Consider the following 16,393-nt stretch of genomic DNA (forward strand, 5'->3'; position numbering starts at 1 on the left):
GCCGCGCAGCGCCGCGAAGTCGGGGTACTGGGCCGGCGTCAGCCCGTACTTCTCGAAGACCTTCTCCGGAGTGAACCGGGTCGGGTCTGGGGGCGCAGCCCCCAGGGATGGGACGGGTAGGGGCGGCGGGGGCGAAACAAGCCCGCCCTCACCCCCGCGTCAACCCCAACAGCTCCCGCGCCGGCCCCGTCGGCCGATGCCCCACCGGCCACACCGCCCGCAGCTCCCGATCCAACCGCACCCCCGCCAACGGCACACACACCAACCGCCGCGTCGACAACTCCTCCCCCACCGCCAGTTCGCTCAACACCGCCGGCCCCGCCCCACCCACAGCCGAAGCCTTCACCGCAGTCGTCGACGACAACTCGATCAGCGGACGCGCCAACCCGCCCAACGCCGTATCCAGCACCTGCCGAGTCCCCGACCCCTCCTCCCGCAGGATCAACGGCGTCACCGCCAACTCCTCCGCCCCCACCGGCTTCCGCCGCCGCGCCCACGGATGCCCCGGCGCCGTCACCACGATCAGCCGGTCCTTCGCGACGACCGCCGAGTCAAGCCCGCTCGGCACACCCGTCCCCTCCACGAAGCCGAGATCCGCCTCGTCCGCCAGGACCCGCTCGGCCACGGTCGCCGAGTTCCCGGCGAGCAGCGACACCGCCGTCTCGGGCCGCAGCGCGCGCAGCGCGAGCAGCCAGCCCGGCAGCAGGTACTCGGCGATCGTCATGCTCGCCGCCACCCGCAGCCGGGAGTCGCGCCGCACCCGCAGGGCCTGCGCGCCGGCGTCGAACGCCTCCGCCGCCTCCACGACCCGCCGCGCCCAGTCGGTGACGAGCACACCCGCGTCCGTGAGCCGGGATCCGCGCGGCGACCGGTCCACGAGGGCCAGACCCAGCTGCCGCTCCATCGACCGGATACGGCTGCTGGCGGCCGGCTGCGTGACGCCCAGCTCCTGCGCCGCCCGCCCGAGACTCCCCAACCTGGCCACCGCGAGCAGCAACTCCATCGCGCCGAGATCCGGGACCCGGTGCGCGACACCCGCCGACCGCGAGGCCCTACCCTCCACATCAGCCATAGATCCAGCTTATGCCCTCATTCACCCAAGCCCCCTGGTGACCGCCCTCACCCCGCGCGACCGTGAGGACATGGCCATCGCAGCCCCTGCCCTCGCCCGCCCACTCCCCCAGCCGCACATCCTCCTCGGTCCCCTCCGCCACCTCGGCCCCAACTGGTACGCCCCCGTCATGGGCACCGCCATCGTGGGCACCGCGGGTGCCGGTCTCCCCGGCGCGGACGGCATCCCGGGACTGCGTACCGCCTGCACGGCCGTCTGGGCCCTCTCCCTCGCCCTCCTGCTCGCGCTGCTGTGCGCCCGCGCCCTGCACTGGGCCCACCACCACGACCAGGCACGCGCCCACCTCCTCGACCCGGCGACGGCACCCTTCTACGGCTGTCTCGCCATGGCCCTGACCGCTGTCGGCGGTGGCGCACTCCTCGTCGGGCGGGACTGGATCGGCCTCCCTGCCGCCCTCGCCCTGGACGCGGTCCTGTTCACCGCCGGGACGGTCGTCGGGCTCGTCGCCTCCGTCGCCGTCCCGTACCTGCTGGTCGTACGCGGCGGGGCCCCCAGCCCCGTATGGCTGCTGCCTGTCGTCGCGCCCATGGTGTCCGCGGCGCTCGGTCCGCTGTTCCTCCCCCATCTCCCGCCGGGGCAGGGGCGGCAGGCGCTGCTGTATGCCTGTCTGGCCATGTTCGGGCTGAGTCTGTTCGCGACCCTGGTGATGCTGCCGCTCGTCTTCGCCCGGCTCGTGTCGACGACCGCCCCGCTTCCGCTCGTCCTCACCCCGACCCTGTTCCTGGCCCTGGGCCCGCTCGGCCAGTCCACCACCGCCGCCGGCAACTTCGCCGACCTCGCCCCCGGCGTCGTCCCCGTCCCGCACGGCATCGCCGCTGCCGTCGCCGTCCTCTACGGCGTCCCCGTCATGGGCTTCGCCCTGTTGTGGCTCGCGTTCGCCGGTGCGCTGGTGCTGCGCGCCCGGCGCCGGGGCATGGGCTTCGCGATGACGTGGTGGGCCTTCACCTTCCCGGTGGGGACCTGTGTCACCGGCGCGGCGAGCCTCGGCCGGCACACCGGGCTCGTCGCCTTCGACCTCCTCGCCGTCGCCCTGTACGTCCTGCTCGTGGCCGCCTGGGCCGGCGCCGCCGTCCGTACCGTCCAGGGGCTGGTCAGCGGTGAGCTGCTCGCAGGGCCTCGCCCAGCACCCGTGGCGCCTCGGCCAGGGACGGCCCGTACCAGGTGAGATGGCGCCCGCTGACGAGCGCGCAGGGCACCCCCTCGAACGCCTCGGGCCCGTCCTCGGCCGTGAAGCGGTACGGCTCGTCCGGCAGCACGACCATCCCGGGCGCCGCGGCCACCCTCAACTCCTCGACCGGTATGCGCGGATAGCGTTCGGCGTGGTCCGCGTACGCGTTGTCGACTCCCAGCCGCGCCAGCACGTCACCGGCGAAGGTGTCCCGCCCGACCACCATCCAGGGCCGCCGCCAGATCGGCACGACAGCGGTCGTACGGCCCTCCCCGGCCGTCGGCCACCAGCGCTCCGGCGCCGACCACGCCGTCTCCGCCTCGTCCAGCCACCGGGGTCGTGCGCTCGCCCCGCACGCGGTCACCACCCGCTCCAGTTCCCGGAATGCCTGCGGCACGTCCCGTACCTCCGTGAGAAGCACCTCGATGCCCGCCTCGCGCAGGGCGGCGAGGTCCGGTTCGCGGTTCTCCTCCTCGTTGGCGACGACCAGATCGGGGGCGAGTGCGACGATCCGCTCGACCTTGGGGTTCTTGGTGCCGCCGATACGGACCACGTCGTCGCCGAGGTCGGCCGGATGACTGCACCAGTCCGTGACCCCGACGAGAGCGCCGGGCACCGTGACCGCGACCGCCTCCGTCAGGGACGGCACCAGCGAGATCACCCTCATGGTCGTGTCCCCCAAGTGCTGATCAATGGATACGAGTTGACGGCGAACGCCGGGTCGTCGAGCAGCCGCAGGAATGCGTCGATGTCCGCGTCCGGTACCCCGCACTCCGCCACCAGGCGGTCCCTGACCTGGCGCACGTTGACCGAGTGCAGTCGGACGCCGGCTCCGCCGCCCGGCCACGAGCGGGCCCAGGTGGCCGACGCGACGTCCGTGAGGCCCGCCGCGCGCAGGGCGCCGTACGTCCGAAGGCCCCAGCGGGGGTCGGCGCCGGCGCGGACCAGGAGGTCCATCAGGGCGTCGTGGACGGTCTCGAAGAGCGTGGCCGCCTCGGGCGAGGGCGCCGACAGGACCGGCACCCAGGTGCAGTCGAACTCGTCGAGGACGAGCCGTCCGCCGGGGCGCAGGGCCCGCACCATGCGGTCGAGGGCGGCGATCCGCTCGGGCAGGTGGATGAGGACGAGACGGGCGTGGATCAGGTCGAAGTCGCCCTCGGGAAGGTCCTCGCGCGTGATGTCGTGGCGGACGACCCGTACGGTGCCGTGCGCCTCCGCGCCGGTCAGCCAGCGGGGTTCGATGTCGGTGACGAGGACGGCGCCTTCGGGTCCCACGCGGTCGGCGAGCCAGGCGGCCACCGAGCCGCCGCCTCCGCCGACGTCGGCGCAGCGGATGCCGGGGGTGACGCCCAGGTCCGCGAGTCGCGCGAACGTCACCGGGTCGTAGCAGGTCTGGAGGGCGTCGAAACGGCCGCCTGCGTGTTCGGAGGCGTTGTCGAAGGCGTACGCAGAGGTGCCGGACATGTCGCCAGTATCGGGGCAGGGTCTGACAACGGGGGCGGGAGCAATCGTCAATCCGCCCAAAAGTGGTCCATGGAGGGGCATTTCAGTACCTGCACACCGGAGCATCCGGATGCCTCAGCGGCGGCCGTCCTGCACCGCCTCGATGTGTTCGGCCACCGCCACCACGATCACCCGGGTGTCCGGCACGGTCGCCCGCCAGCGGTGGCGCACCCCGCCCGTGAGGTACAGGGTGTCGCCGCGGCCGAGCCGGTGTGCGCGGCCCTCCGCCTCGACCTCGACGGCCCCGTCGGCGACGTACATCAACTCGTCGTTGCGGTGCTGGAATTCGCGGCCCGCGTCGTGGTCGCCGCTGAACTCCATGGCGTGCAGCTGCTGGTGGCCTCGGACGAGGGAGCGCACCCGGGGCTCGTCGGGGGCGGGTTCGAGGGCGTCCGCGCGGACGACGTCGACACTGCACGCGGGGTCGGCCGCCGCGAGGAGTTCGACCGCGGTGGTGCGCAGGGCGTCGGCGACCTTCTCCAGGGAGCTGCGGCTCGGCCGTGCCCGCTCGTTCTCGATCTGGCTCAGGAAGGGCACCGACAGGCCGCTGCGTTCGGCCACGACGGCGAGGGTCAGCTCCAGCGCCCGGCGCCGCCGCCGGACGGCCGCGCCCACCCGAAGGGGCTGTTCTTTGTGGTCGCCCATAGCTCCGGCTCCCTCCTCGGCTCGTCGTCGCGTCCCGGTTGCGTACGTCCCATCACAGCGCATCGCGCCGCGTGTTCGGTGGCTGTTCGCCAGATCGACCCCGAAGCATGCACGACGCGTTCCCTGATGACTTCCTTGCACCCTACGCATGTTCGTCAAACCGTTTCATGCGCCCGTCACATCGGGGTCGCCCCGCGTCGGGCACGACCCTCACGGTTCGCGCCAGCGGACGGGCCGCCCGGCCCCTCCGCGGGCCGTCCCACGCGCGCGTGCGGCGGAGCTGACCAGGGGAACCGGCCGACTCGGCGGCCGGGCCAGGGGGATGGCATCGCGCTCCGTGGTTGTCCGGATCCTTCTCGTACGCGGAACAAGTCCGTCCGGCCGGGAACGCCGCGAGGGGTGGGCCTCGCCGGAAAGACACCCGCACACGCGCGCGTGCCGTCCGGTTGGACCCACCCCTCCTGAGCGGCTCCCTCAGTTGTTCGATACCCCTTTCGCACCGCTCTTCCCCTCGGAACCGCCGGTCGGTGCCCATTTCTCGGCGAGCCCGGGGTTCGCCTTCAGCCAGGTGCGGACGGCATCCTGCTCGCTGCCCTTGCCCGCCCGCTGGATTCCCGCCTCCAGGCCGGTGAGCTGTTCCTCCGTCATGGAGAAGTTCTTCAGCCAGCCGCCGACCTCGGGGTTGTCGTCGGCGAAGCCCTTCCGAGCGAGCGTGTGCACGCCGTCGCCCGCGCCCCAGGCGCCCTTCGGGTCCTTGAGCTTCTTCAGGTCGTAGTCGCTGTACGCCCAGTGCGGCGACCAGAGGGTGACCGCGATGGGTTCCTTCTTGGCGTACGCGCGCTTGAGTTCGGCGAGCATGGCCGGGGTGGAGCCGTCGACGACCTCGTACTCGCCGTCCAGGCCGTACTCCTTGAGGACCTTGTCCTTGAGGAGGCCCATCATCCCGGCGCTCGGTTCGATGCCGACGATCCGGCCCTTGAACTTCGACGACTGCCCCTTGAGGTCGGCGAGCGAGTCGACGCCCTTCACGTACGAGGGGACGGACAGCTCCAGGGAAGTGGGGCCGTACCACTTGCCCAGGTCGTCGAGCTGGTCGCCGTACTTCTTCCAGTACTCGGCGTGGGTGACGGGCAGCCAGGAGTCCGTCTGGAAGTCGATCTGGCCGGTCGCCAGGCCCGTGTACAGCGGGCCGGCCGCGTACTGGGTGGTCGTGACGTCGAAGCCGCGCTCCTCCAGCAGCTCCTTCCAGAGGAACGTCGTGGCGATGCCCTCGTCCCAGGGGATGTAGCCAATGGTGACCTTTTTGCCCTGGCCCACGTCCGCGCCAGTGGCCTGCGTGTCCTGCGAGGAGGAGCCGAAGATGCCGAGGCCGCCCGCGACGAGCGCCAGGACGAGCACACCGGCCAGCGCGATCGCCGGGCGAGGGCGGTAGTTCCAGGCCTTGGCGGTGCCCGCGGTACGGGCCTTCGCGGCGGCGCGGCGGCCCAGCGGGGAGATCTGGGCGCCGAGCGCGCCGGTCATCCGGTCGAGGTAGATGGCGAGGACGACGATCCCGAGGCCCGCCTCGAAGCCGAGGCCGATGTCGAGCTGGCCGATGGCCTCGTTGACGGCGCCGCCGAGCCCGCCGGTGCCGACCATGCCCGCGATGACGACCATGGACAGGCCGAGCATGATGACCTGGTTGACGCCCGCCATGATCGTCGGCAGCGCCAGCGGCAACTGCACACGCAGCAGCGTGTCGCGGGGCGGGGTGCCGAACGCCTCGGCGGCCTCGACGAGTTCGGCGTCGACCTGCCGGATGCCGAGTTCGGTCATGCGTACGCCCGGGGCGAGCGCGAAGATCAGGGTCGCGACGACACCCGCCGGGACACCCATCCCGAAGAACAGGATCGCCGGGATCAGCAGCACCATCGACGGCATCGTCTGGAGCAGGTCCAGGACGGGCCGTACGACGGCACTGACCGTCCGGGAGCGGGCCGCCCAGATGCCCAGCGGGACCGAGATCACCAGGGCGATCAGGGTGGCGACGAGCACCAGGGAAAGCGTCGACATGGCCTTGTCCCACAGGGCCATCGAGTCGACGAGCGCGAATCCGGCGAACGCGAGGACGCCCGCGACCAGGCCGCGCAGCCACCAGGCGGCCACCGCGAGGATGCCCGCCAGGAGCAGCGGCTCGGGGGCGGTGAGCACCGCGTCGATACCGTCGTACAGGCCCTCCACGACCGTCTTGATCGCGTCGAAGAGCCAGGACATGTGGTCGACGAGCCAGCTGACGCCGTCGTCGACCCAGTCGCCGAGCTGGATCCTAGGCACGGGCGGTCACCTCCCCGTCGCGCGAGTCGGTACAGGGCCCGGGGTCCCCTTGCTGGTCGCCGAGGAAGCCGACGAGGCGCTGGCGCGGTACGACACCGACGAGTTCGCGGTCCTCGGTGAGGACGGCGACCGGGTGGGGCACGCGCGCGCTGAGGGCGCACAGTTCGGTGAACGGTGTGTCGGGCGTCGCCGTCGCGCAGTCGCAGTCGGCCTCGTCACCGTGGGTCTGCGGGTCCATGACGGCGCCCGCGGTGAGGACGCGGGAGCGGTCGACGTCCTTGGTGAAGGAGGCGACGTAGTCGTTGGCGGGGCGGACGAGGATGTCCTCGGCGGTGCCGGTCTGGACGATGCGGCCGTCGCGCATGACGGCGATGCGGTCGCCCAGGCGCATGGCCTCGTTGAGGTCGTGGGTGATGAACACGATGGTCTTCTTGAGGGTCTTCTGGAGTTCCAGGAGCTGGTCCTGCATGTCCCGGCGGATCAGCGGGTCGAGCGCGCTGAACGACTCGTCCATGAGCAGCAGGTCGGCGTCGGTGGCGAGCGCCCGGGCCAGGCCCACGCGCTGCTGCATACCGCCGGACAGCTCGTCGGGCCACGAGTCCTCCCAGCCGGCCAGACCGCACAGGGCGAGCGCCTCGTCGGCGCGACGCTCGCGCTCGGCGCGGGGCACGCCCTGCACGGACAGGCCGTACGCGGCGTTCTCACGGACGCTGCGGTGCGGGAAGAGCGCGAAGTGCTGGAAGACCATGCTGATCCTGCTCGCCCGTACGGCGCGCAGTTCGCGGTCGCCGAGCGCGGTCAGGTTCCGGCCCTCGAAGCTGACGTGTCCGGAGGTGGGTTCGAGCAGGCCGTTGAGCATGCGCAGCAGGGTCGACTTGCCGGAGCCGGACAGGCCCATGACGACGAAGATCTCGCCGGGTTCCACCGTGAAGGACGCGTCGATGACGGCGGCCGTGATGCCGTCGTCGCGCAGTTCTTCGCGGTCGGCTCCCTGTTCGAGCCGTTTCACCGCGTCCTGGGGTCGTCTGCCGAACACCTTGTACAGATGCTCGGCCTCAAGCCTGGATGACAAGGGTGCTCCTCGGTCGTGCACTTCGGTCGTGCACTTCGGTGGTGCTCTTCGGTCGTGTAGTTCGGTTGCGACGGTTGTGCGAACAACCGGGTTCGTCCGTGGCCGCGCCTGCCCCTGTCCGACGTGGGCAAACGGGCGAGTGGGCCAGTTCACAAGGCCTTCGCAGGCGCAACATGGCCCTCGGGATCTGACGGCCCGGGGTGACTGTCAGTGGCGTACGGCATGATGCGAGGCGTGACCGGACGACTGATGCTTCTCGACACCGCCTCGCTCTATTTCCGCGCCTATTTCGGCGTCCCGGAGTCCGTGAAGGCTCCGGACGGCACGCCGGTGAACGCCGTGCGCGGGCTGCTCGAATTCATCGACCGGCTGGTCAGGGACCACCGGCCGGACCACCTCGTGGCCTGCATGGACGCGGACTGGCGCCCGCAGTGGCGGGTCGACCTGATCCCCTCGTACAAGGCCCACCGCGTCGCCGAGGAGCGCGAGGTCGGTCCGGACGAGGAGGAGGTGCCGGACACCCTGTCGCCCCAGGTGCCGATCATCGAGGCGGTGCTGGACGCGGTCGGGATCGCGCGCGTGGGCGTCCCGGGGTACGAGGCGGACGATGTGATCGGCACGTTCACCGCCCGCGCCGAGGGCCCCGTGGACATCGTCACCGGCGACCGGGACCTGTATCAGCTGGTCGACGACGCGCGCGGGAGGCGGGTCCTGTACCCGCTCAAGGGCGTGGGCACCCTGCAGCTGACCGACGAAGCATGGCTGCGCGAGAAGTACGGCGTGGACGGGCGGGGGTACGCGGATCTGGCGCTGCTGCGCGGCGATCCGAGCGACGGGCTGCCGGGCGTACCCGGCATCGGCGAGAAGACGGCCGCGAAGCTGCTGGCCGAGTTCGGCGACCTGGCCGGGATCATGGCCGCGGTCGACGACCCGAAGGCGAAGCTGACGCCGTCGCAGCGGAAACGGCTCGACGAGTCACGGCCGTACGTCGAGGTCGCGCCCAAGGTCGTACTGGTCGCGGGTGATGTTCCGCTGCCGGACGTCAACACGGCGGTGCCGCGTACTCCTCACGACCCCGAGATGCTCGACGCGCTCGCGGCCCGCTGGGGACTTGGCGGGTCATTGGAGAGATTGCTCACGACACTGGGAAGCTGAGGTACCGCTTCCCCCGGGGCGAGGCACGATGTACTCGTGCCCCACCATCAGGCACGACACCCTCACCCGGGGAGAACGACACCCTCACCACAGAGAACACCACTCTCTTTTTGAGGCGTCTTTACGAAACAAAACACCTCGGGCCACAGGGATTTCCAAGGGGGAGATGCTAACTTAGGTAAGCCTAAGCAAAGGGAACAGGGAGGCCGTCATGGCAGAGCGCCCGGAACGCAGGGCTCCGAAGACCCACTCCGCGCAGGTCGTCCGCACCGAGCGACTGACTCCACATATGCAACGCGTGGTCCTGGGCGGCGACGGCCTCGCCGAGTTCACGGCCGGCACCCGCACCGACCACTACGTGAAACTGCTGTTCCCGGCCGAGGGCGTCACCTATCCGGAGCCCTTCGACATGCAGCGCGTCCGTGCGGAGTTCCCGCGTGAGCAGTGGCCGGTGACGCGCACCTACACGGTGCGTGCCTGGGACCCCGAACTGCGCGAGCTGACCCTCGACTTCGTCCTGCACGGCGACGAGGGCCTGGCCGGCCCCTGGGCGATGCGCGTCCAGCCGGGCGAGACGGTCTCCTTCGGCGGTCCCGGCGGCGCGTACGGCCCCGACCCGGACGCCGACTGGCATCTGCTCGTCGGGGACGAGAGCGCGCTGCCCGCGATCGCCTGTGCCCTGGAGGCGCTGCCCGACGGCGCCAAGGCGTACGCGTTCGTGGAGGTCGCCGGCCCCGAGGAGGAGCAGAAGATCGACTCCGACGTGGAGGTCCACTGGCTGCACCGCGGCGAACGCCCCCTGGGCCAGGCCCTCGTGGAGACCGTACGCGCCCTGGAGTTCCCCGCGGGCCGGGTGCACGCGTTCGTGCACGGCGAGGCTGCCTTCGTGAAGGAGCTGCGCCGACTGCTGCGGGTGGAGCGCGAGATCCCGCGCGAGGACCTCTCGATCTCCGGCTACTGGCGCCTCGGCCACAACGAGGACGGCTGGCAGGCGTCGAAGCGGGAGTGGAACGCACAGGTGGAGGCGGAGCAGGAGGCCGCGGAACCGGCAGCTTCCTGAGCTTCGGTGAGCTTTCGGGGCCCGTGAGAACCCGGCCCCACGAGAACCCGGGCCCCGCCGGCCCGGGTTCTGCATTCGCACATCCACACTCGGGACGGTCGGACGGCTCCCGCCGGATTGGTCGCGCAGCCTCGAACTCCCCGCACCCATAGCCCAGTTGATGGCCCGGCTGATGATCCGGTTGATAACCGGTTGATGATCCGGTCGGCGGGTGGAGATCGACTGCGCGCCCCCGCGCGACGCCTCCCGCCATGCCCTCACCACGGCTACGCGGTGTCCTGAAGACACCGGGCGGGAACGACCCCCGAGCCAGTACCATGCCGCCGAGCCTCATCAAGCTGCCCAGTCGCCCCATCGCCCAGTTGCCCGATTTCCCGGTCGCCGCCGGCACGTGAGGACTTGGGCCCCGCCTCGATACGGCCGCGACATCCCTGCGAAACAGCGCCTCCCTAATTTCTGTCACCCGACAGGAATTCCGCGCCGAAGGCAGGTCCCGCCGTGACCACCACCGCTGACTCCGACGTACGCCCCGATCCACCGGAGCCGTCCACCGACCGTTCCCTCGCCGAGTTCGGCTACCGCCAGGAACTGCACCGCAGCCTCGGCCGGTACGCCTCGTTCGCGGCCGGGTTCTCCTTCATCTCCGTTCTGACGACCGTCTTCCAGTTCTTCGCCTTCGGGTACGCGTTCGGCGGCCCCGTCTTCTTCTGGGCCTGGCCGGCCGTACTGATCGGCCAGTTGCTGGTCGCCGCGTGCTTCGCGGAGCTGGCCGCGCAGTATCCGATCTCCGGCGCGATCTACCAGTGGTCGTCCCGGCTCTCCAACCTCACCTTCGGCTGGTTCGCCGGCTGGATCATGGTGATCGGGCAGATCGTGGTGGTCGCGGCGGCCGCGCTCGCGCTCCAGGTCGTCATGCCCGCAATCTGGTCCGGCTTCCAGCTGGTCGGCGACGACCCGGCCCCGACCTCGGCGAGCGGCGCGGCCAACGCGGCGATCCTCGGCGTGTTCCTCCTGGCCCTGACGACGTTCGTGAACGTCATCGACAACCGCGTGATGTCGCTGATCAACCGCGTCGGCGTGACGGCGGAGATCATCGGCGCGGTCCTGATCATCGTGCTGTTGCTGACCCACTCCGAGCGCACTCCGGGCATCACCTTCCACACCGGAACAGCCCTGGAGTCGGGCCTGTTCGGGGCGCTGCTGGTGGGCTCGTTCACGGCGGCGTACGTGATGATCGGATTCGACAGCGCGGGCGAGATGAGCGAGGAGACGCACAACCCCCGGCGCACAGCGCCCCGCACGATCCTGACCGCGCTCGCCTCGGCGGGCCTGCTGGGCGGCCTGATCATCCTCGCCGGCCTGCTCGCCGCCCCGAGCCTCACGGATGGCCGGCTCGGCGTCGAGGGCCTGAGCTACGTCCTGACGAGCAGCCTCGGCGACGGGGTGGGGCGTGCCCTGCTGGTCGACGTGGTGGTGGCGATCGCGGTGGCGACGCTGGCGATCCAGACGTCGGCGTGCCGGATGCTGTTCTCGATGGCCCGCGACGGCCAGCTCCCCTTCTCGGCCCGCCTCGCCAAGGTCAACCCGCGCACGGGCATGCCGAGCGCCCCGGCCCTGGTCGTCGGCGTCCTGGCGGCGGCCCTGCTCCTCCTCAACTTCGCGTCCCCGGAGGCCTTCCTGGCCATCGGCACGACGTGCATCGTGATGCTGTACCTGGCGTACGCGATGGTGACCGGTCCGCTGCTCCTACGCCGTGTGAAGGGCACCTTCACCACGACAGGCACCGACGAGACGGGCAAGCCCCTCTTCTCCCTGGGCCGCTGGGGCATCCCGATCAACGCCCTCGCCCTCCTCTACGGCCTCTTCATGACCATCAACCTGGCCTGGCCGCGCGCGGCGGTGTACGACCCGGCGGGCGGGCACTGGTACTTCCAGTGGTTCACGGTGTTGTTCTTGGGGGTCACGGTGGGGGGTGGGGTGCTGTACCGCGCCGTGAGGGCACAACGAAGGCACTCGGTTCAGAAACCGGCCTCTGAGGAACCTCTCCGAGCACCTACTCGGTAGCGTCCGTGGTGATGCCCTGCGTCTAGTGTCCAAGGCACCGCCGCCTCGCCCGGCAACACCGCCGCCCTGCAGCAACCGCGGCCGCTCTCGGGGCAGCCGCGGACGAGAACCGAGGCGATGAAGGCCGACGCGACATCCACCTGCCAGGAGTGCGGAACGTCATGGACGGTCGAGATCGAACGTCCTGCCTCGGCAACGTACCGCTCTCCCGGCTGCCGCAAAACGGGCTTGACACAGGCGGCGCACTGGGCGGAGTGGGGTGTGGGGCCGCGCATACGCCCGCTCCATGCGCCGGGGCATACGCCCTTTCCACCTACCCGATGGCATCGCATGCTGCGAAGTAATGGGCTAGCAGGGCGAGTTGACGGCATGAACAGGTGTCGCACCCGGGCCCGTGGGGGTGATGTCCGGATGCCCTCGACGACCGGCAGTGCGACTCGGGATCGCCGCGACGAGCTGGTCAAGCCGGGGCACGACTGGGTGGCCCCGATGAGCAGCACAAAGCGGCGTCTCGGAGATGCCGCTCTGGAGATCGACCCGATACGGTTGTATCGTATAGAGGTGCGAATTCGTCCGGGAAGGACGATCTGCTCACCGTCAGCGAGGCCATCCGGATGTTCGCCGAGCATGCGGGACTTGCTCAAACGATGCTCCGCGGCTCCTGGTCGGCGTCTTCACACTGACCGAAGGCGCGACAGCAGGCGTATGTCTCGTGCACCATCCGCGAGGTTCTGGCCAGTATCCCCGATGCACGGGCGCGTCTTGAGCCCCTCCGACCCCACCCCAGCAGAGGTCTGCCGAGGCGGACACGCAACAACTCGAAGCGGGCGGTGGGTTGGAAGACCGGTTCTCCGGAGATCGTCCAGGCGAAGGCAGAGGCGATCCACAACCTGACCCACCGACGTCGCAGTCACTGCGGCAGCGACTGCACCCGCCCAGTTCCGGGTCCCCATGCCCTGCATTCCAGGGGGATTCCTACCTCAAGATCGTCAGCGACTCGTCGTGAGGAGACATCGTTATGCCACCTCTTGAGCTCGACGTTCCGTTCGCCCTACGAACAAATCCCCGGCTGGCACATGCTCTGCCAGAACATGTGCAGCGGCTGCGGAACTTCTGCCTGCCGGAGAAGGTCTACCTGGCCCAACGGTGCCCCGACATCGTCGGAGGGTGGTGGCCTGAGGCAAACGGACAAGAACTGGACTTGGGGCTGGACTTCTTCGCCTGGCTGTTCCTGGTCGACGATGCCTTCGACGGCCTCGACGCACAGGACGCGGAGTCGCTCATCAAGACGTTCACCGGCGTCATAGAGGGCGCCGGCGGCAACGGAGACGGCCGGGTCGACTTCTTCGCCGATGTGTGGGACCGCCAGTGCGAGGGGATGTCGGCCCGATACCGCAGGCGCGCGGCAACCAACTGGACAAAGGTCTTCGCCGCCCTCCTCACTGAGGTTGTCAACATCGCGGAGAGCCACTTCCCCACGATCGAGGAGTACCGCGACATCCGGTACCGGTCCGGATACATGCCTCCCATACTCGACATGACCGAGCGCCTTCGGGGTTTCGAGCTGACGCCCGAGGTCCATGCCGATCCGGTGTTCCGAACCCTTTACGACGCGAATGTGTGGTGTCTCAACCTGGTCGACGACCTCTTCTCGTTCGAGAAGGAGGCAGCTCAGGGAGAGCCTCACAACATGGTGCTCGTCGTCGAACGCGAGCGTGGCTGCTCACGCCAGAAGGCGATAGACACGGTGGTGTCGATGCTGGGTGAGCACCTTGCCGACTTCCTCGCAGCGGAAGCCCAGCTGCCGGCATCACTGGAAGCTCGCGGTGTCTCTCTGCCAGACCGGGCGAAGACCTACACCTTCGTCGACGATCTGCGATCGAGCTGCGCGTCCTCCTACTACTGGTGCCGGAGCTCTCCCCGGTACACCGGGGAGATGGAGTGGCTGAGCTTCCGCGACGAATGAGCCAAGACTGTTGATGTCGGCTGATGTCGGCGGTGTTGCCGCCTTTCGGAGACAGCACCGCGTAAACGCTCCGGCGGGCATGCACCCACCCCGGAGAAAATCACCGACTCTGTGCCTGACCAGCGAAAATGCCATCACCAGGTTCGGCTGGACGACAGCTGTTCAGGAGTGTCCAAGTCCGTTCGGCTTCACGTGCGTCATGCCGCGGTCGCGCCTCCGTCGGCTGCCAGAGCTTGCCCTGTGATGAACGAGGCGTGATCCGAACAGAGCCAGGCTGCGGCCTGCGCGATCTCATCAGGACGGCCAACCCGGTCCAACGGTTGCATGGCGCGGGCCTGTTCCTCGCTGAGGGCGCCCAGCCGAATGGCGTCGTCGAGCATCGGGGTACGGACCACTCCGGGGCATACGGCATTCACCCGGATTTCCTGAGAGGCGCACTCGAGCGCCGCGGCCCGAGTGAGCCCGACCACCCCGTGCTTGGCCGCGACGTAGGCGGACAGCCCCAAACCCAACCCGACCAGTCCGGCGAGGGAGGAAGTATTGACGATGGCGCCGCCCGTAGCCGACATCTGGCGGATCTCAGCCCGCATGCACAGCCACACTCCAGTGAGGTTGACCCCGATGACTTCTTTCCAGTTGTCCATCGTGGACTCGGCCAACGGCTTCATCTGGCCGTCGATACCGGCGTTGTTGAACGCGCAGTCCAAGCGGCCAAAATACGTGACGGCAGCCTCGACCATGGCGGCGACCTCGTCGGGTTGGCGTACGTCAGTGGTGATGAAGTGGGCCTTGCCGCCGGCTCGTTCCACGAGTTCGACGGTCTGCCGGCCGCCCTCGGAATCGATGTCCGCCAGCAGCACCTGAGCTCCATGAGCGGAGAAGACCTGCGCTGCCGCACGGCCGATACCCGAGCTCGCTCCGGTGATGAGAGCTGTCTTGCCTTCCAGTAGCTGCCTCTTGTCCGATTCCATGGAATACCCCTTCGCTGCGGTGGAGGTCAAGAGTTGCCCCATCGCTCTGGAGAGTTGTCGGCAAGCACGTTTCCCAGGGGAGTGACAGATGTGGTCAGCGGTGGCACCGGTGCGCCGGCGCCCGGTGACGTCTCTTCGCAGACGTCTGCGGACGCAGCACCAGGGGCATGCCCAGCGGCTGCTGGTCAAAACTGGCTCGGTCCTCGCCCTCCAGGGTCTGGAAGCGTCAGGACGGCGCGCAAGATCGCCGAACGCCAGAGCGCGCGGCGCATGAGCTCGTGACGCGATCTTGTCGAGTTGTCCCGCAGCCCAGCAGGGCGTCACGTCGGCGTCAGAGCCACGGCCACCGGAACCTGCGTACCGACGTCAATGTCAGTGCCCCCCTCGTACGCTTGATCGTGATGAGACGCAGAACTCCGATCCCTCCCTCCCCCCTGCCGCAGCGCGACGGGGTGGATCCGGTGCGGGTGCGGTTGCCTGCCGGGGATGCGTACGCGACCGTGCGGGATCATCTCGTGGCACGCCTCGCGGCCGGAGCCGGGGTGATCGATGAGATGTTCGACGCGGGGCGGATCGTGGACGCCGACGGGCGTCCGGTGGCGCGGGCCGCGGCATACGTGCCTGGGATGTTCGTCTGGTTCTACCGGGAGCTGCCCGACGAGGAGCGGGTGCCGTTCGCGCTCGACGTCGTCTACCGGGACGAGCACGTGGTGGTGGCCGACAAACCACACTTCCTGGCCACCACGCCTCGCGGCAGCCATGTCGCCGAGACTGCTCTGGCGCGGCTGCGGCGGGAGCTGGGCGTCCCGACGCTGGGCGCGGCGCACCGGCTGGACCGGCTGACGGCCGGGCTGGTGCTGTTCACCGTGCGGCCCGAGGAGCGCGGCGCATACCAGACGCTGTTCCGCGACAAGCGCGTGGCCAAGGAGTACGAGGCCGTGGCGCCGTACGACCCCGCGCTGCTCCTGCCACGCACCGTGAGCAGCCGGATCGTCAAGGAGCGCGGGGTCATGGCGGCCCGCGAGGTCGAGGGCGAGCCCAATGCCGTCAGCCGGGTCGAGCTGCTGGAGCACCGGAACGGGCGTGCCCGGTACCGGCTGATGCCGAGTACCGGGCAGACGCACCAGCTGAGGGTGCACATGAGCGCATTGGGGGTGCCGATTCTCGGCGATCCCCTCTATCCCGTGGTGACCGGTCCCGTGGCGGACGGTGACTTCCGGCGCCCGCTCCAACTTCTGGCGCGAGTACTGGAGTTCGCTGATCCGGTCACGGGGCTCGACCACCGGTTCGTCAGCCCGCGCGTGCTGCGGGCCTGGTCGTCGTACGAGGACTGGGCAGGGTAGC

At 69.8% G+C, this 16,393-nt stretch carries 13 protein-coding genes and 2 pseudogenes; 8 read left to right on the forward strand and 7 right to left on the reverse strand.

Annotation, left to right across the window (positions count from 1 at the left end; all coding sequences use genetic code 11):
* Window positions 1–148: 148 nt before the first annotated feature.
* Window positions 149–1,072, reverse strand: coding sequence for a LysR family transcriptional regulator (locus tag ACWCRB_RS34820; RefSeq protein ID WP_450999872.1), 924 nt, complete (start codon window positions 1,070–1,072; stop codon window positions 149–151).
* 70 nt (window positions 1,073–1,142) lie between these two features.
* Here ACWCRB_RS34820 and ACWCRB_RS34825 point away from each other — a divergent pair, with 70 nt between their 5' ends.
* Window positions 1,143–2,297, forward strand: a complete 1,155-nt coding sequence (locus ACWCRB_RS34825) for a TDT family transporter (protein WP_450999873.1) — start codon at window positions 1,143–1,145, stop codon at window positions 2,295–2,297.
* On the opposite strand, the gene ACWCRB_RS34830 is transcribed toward ACWCRB_RS34825, so the two are convergent.
* The 5 genes from ACWCRB_RS34830 to ACWCRB_RS34850 all read right to left on the reverse strand — a co-directional run bounded on the left by ACWCRB_RS34830 (window position 2,224) and on the right by ACWCRB_RS34850 (window position 7,833).
* Entirely contained in the window at window positions 2,224–2,967 is a 744-nt protein-coding gene (locus ACWCRB_RS34830; RefSeq protein ID WP_450999874.1) for a helical backbone metal receptor, read from the reverse strand. The two genes, ACWCRB_RS34825 and ACWCRB_RS34830, sit on opposite strands and share 74 nt — an antisense overlap.
* On the reverse strand, window positions 2,964–3,764 hold the full coding sequence (locus tag ACWCRB_RS34835; protein WP_450999875.1) for a methyltransferase domain-containing protein: 801 nt from the start codon (window positions 3,762–3,764) through the stop codon (window positions 2,964–2,966). The genes ACWCRB_RS34830 and ACWCRB_RS34835 overlap by 4 nt, the downstream gene beginning before the upstream one ends.
* 114 nt (window positions 3,765–3,878) lie before the next feature.
* Window positions 3,879–4,448 carry a helix-turn-helix domain-containing protein gene (locus ACWCRB_RS34840; protein ID WP_369035829.1) on the reverse strand — a complete coding sequence of 190 codons (570 nt, stop codon included), beginning with the start codon at window positions 4,446–4,448 and terminating at the stop codon, window positions 3,879–3,881.
* Window positions 4,449–4,922: 474 nt separating this feature from the next.
* The gene (locus tag ACWCRB_RS34845; RefSeq protein ID WP_450999876.1) at window positions 4,923–6,761 is read right to left on the reverse strand and encodes an ABC transporter permease/substrate binding protein; all 1,839 of its coding nucleotides are present in this window, start codon (window positions 6,759–6,761) and stop codon (window positions 4,923–4,925) included.
* Window positions 6,754–7,833: a quaternary amine ABC transporter ATP-binding protein gene (locus ACWCRB_RS34850; protein ID WP_450999877.1), complete on the reverse strand. Its 1,080-nt coding sequence runs from the start codon at window positions 7,831–7,833 to the stop codon at window positions 6,754–6,756. Before ACWCRB_RS34850 ends, ACWCRB_RS34845 begins: the two co-directional genes overlap by 8 nt.
* Window positions 7,834–8,055: 222 nt before the next feature.
* Between ACWCRB_RS34850 and ACWCRB_RS34855 the strand changes: the two genes are divergently transcribed.
* From ACWCRB_RS34855 to ACWCRB_RS34880, 6 genes and pseudogenes are all read left to right on the forward strand, one after another.
* Window positions 8,056–8,988 carry a 5'-3' exonuclease gene (locus ACWCRB_RS34855; protein ID WP_450999890.1) on the forward strand — a complete coding sequence of 311 codons (933 nt, stop codon included), beginning with the start codon at window positions 8,056–8,058 and terminating at the stop codon, window positions 8,986–8,988.
* A gap of 211 nt (window positions 8,989–9,199) precedes the next feature.
* Entirely contained in the window at window positions 9,200–10,048 is an 849-nt protein-coding gene (locus ACWCRB_RS34860; protein ID WP_450999878.1) for a siderophore-interacting protein, read from the forward strand.
* Between the two features lie 498 nt (window positions 10,049–10,546).
* Window positions 10,547–12,112, forward strand: coding sequence for an amino acid permease (locus ACWCRB_RS34865; RefSeq protein ID WP_450999879.1), 1,566 nt, complete (start codon window positions 10,547–10,549; stop codon window positions 12,110–12,112).
* A 695-nt stretch (window positions 12,113–12,807) separates the two neighbouring features.
* Window positions 12,808–13,419, forward strand: a pseudogene (locus tag ACWCRB_RS34870) (DUF6192 family protein); the annotation flags it as partial.
* Window positions 13,314–14,078 carry a terpene synthase family protein gene (locus ACWCRB_RS34875; protein ID WP_450999891.1) on the forward strand — a complete coding sequence of 255 codons (765 nt, stop codon included), beginning with the start codon at window positions 13,314–13,316 and terminating at the stop codon, window positions 14,076–14,078. The pseudogene ACWCRB_RS34870 and the gene ACWCRB_RS34875, both read left to right, overlap by 106 nt.
* Window positions 14,077–14,322 (forward strand): annotated as a pseudogene (locus ACWCRB_RS34880) (LEPR-XLL domain-containing protein); the annotation flags it as partial. The gene ACWCRB_RS34875 and the pseudogene ACWCRB_RS34880, both read left to right, overlap by 2 nt.
* Here ACWCRB_RS34880 and ACWCRB_RS34885 read toward each other — a convergent pair.
* Window positions 14,276–15,049 carry a glucose 1-dehydrogenase gene (locus ACWCRB_RS34885; protein ID WP_450999880.1) on the reverse strand — a complete coding sequence of 258 codons (774 nt, stop codon included), beginning with the start codon at window positions 15,047–15,049 and terminating at the stop codon, window positions 14,276–14,278. The pseudogene ACWCRB_RS34880 and the gene ACWCRB_RS34885 overlap by 47 nt on opposite strands.
* 401 nt (window positions 15,050–15,450) lie before the next feature.
* Here ACWCRB_RS34885 and ACWCRB_RS34890 point away from each other — a divergent pair, with 401 nt between their 5' ends.
* Window positions 15,451–16,392 carry an RluA family pseudouridine synthase gene (locus tag ACWCRB_RS34890; RefSeq protein WP_450999881.1) on the forward strand — a complete coding sequence of 314 codons (942 nt, stop codon included), beginning with the start codon at window positions 15,451–15,453 and terminating at the stop codon, window positions 16,390–16,392.
* Window position 16,393: the final 1 nt, after the last annotated feature.

The sequence above is a fragment of the Streptomyces sp. NPDC002156 genome (genome assembly GCF_053593675.1).

Excerpts from the sequence above, each read along its gene's own strand:
- ACWCRB_RS34825 (WP_450999873.1), top strand. The coding sequence starts at position 1,143 with ATGGCCATCGCAGCCCCTGCCCTCGCCCGCCCACTCCCCCAGCCGCAC.
- ACWCRB_RS34885 (WP_450999880.1), bottom strand. The coding sequence starts at position 15,049 with ATGGAATCGGACAAGAGGCAGCTACTGGAAGGCAAGACAGCTCTCATC.
- ACWCRB_RS34855 (WP_450999890.1), top strand. The coding sequence starts at position 8,056 with ATGATGCGAGGCGTGACCGGACGACTGATGCTTCTCGACACCGCCTCG.
- ACWCRB_RS34830 (WP_450999874.1), bottom strand. The coding sequence starts at position 2,967 with ATGAGGGTGATCTCGCTGGTGCCGTCCCTGACGGAGGCGGTCGCGGTC.
- ACWCRB_RS34840 (WP_369035829.1), bottom strand. The coding sequence starts at position 4,448 with ATGGGCGACCACAAAGAACAGCCCCTTCGGGTGGGCGCGGCCGTCCGG.
- ACWCRB_RS34820 (WP_450999872.1), bottom strand. The coding sequence starts at position 1,072 with ATGGCTGATGTGGAGGGTAGGGCCTCGCGGTCGGCGGGTGTCGCGCAC.
- ACWCRB_RS34860 (WP_450999878.1), top strand. The coding sequence starts at position 9,200 with ATGGCAGAGCGCCCGGAACGCAGGGCTCCGAAGACCCACTCCGCGCAG.
- ACWCRB_RS34835 (WP_450999875.1), bottom strand. The coding sequence starts at position 3,764 with ATGTCCGGCACCTCTGCGTACGCCTTCGACAACGCCTCCGAACACGCA.
- ACWCRB_RS34890 (WP_450999881.1), top strand. The coding sequence starts at position 15,451 with ATGAGACGCAGAACTCCGATCCCTCCCTCCCCCCTGCCGCAGCGCGAC.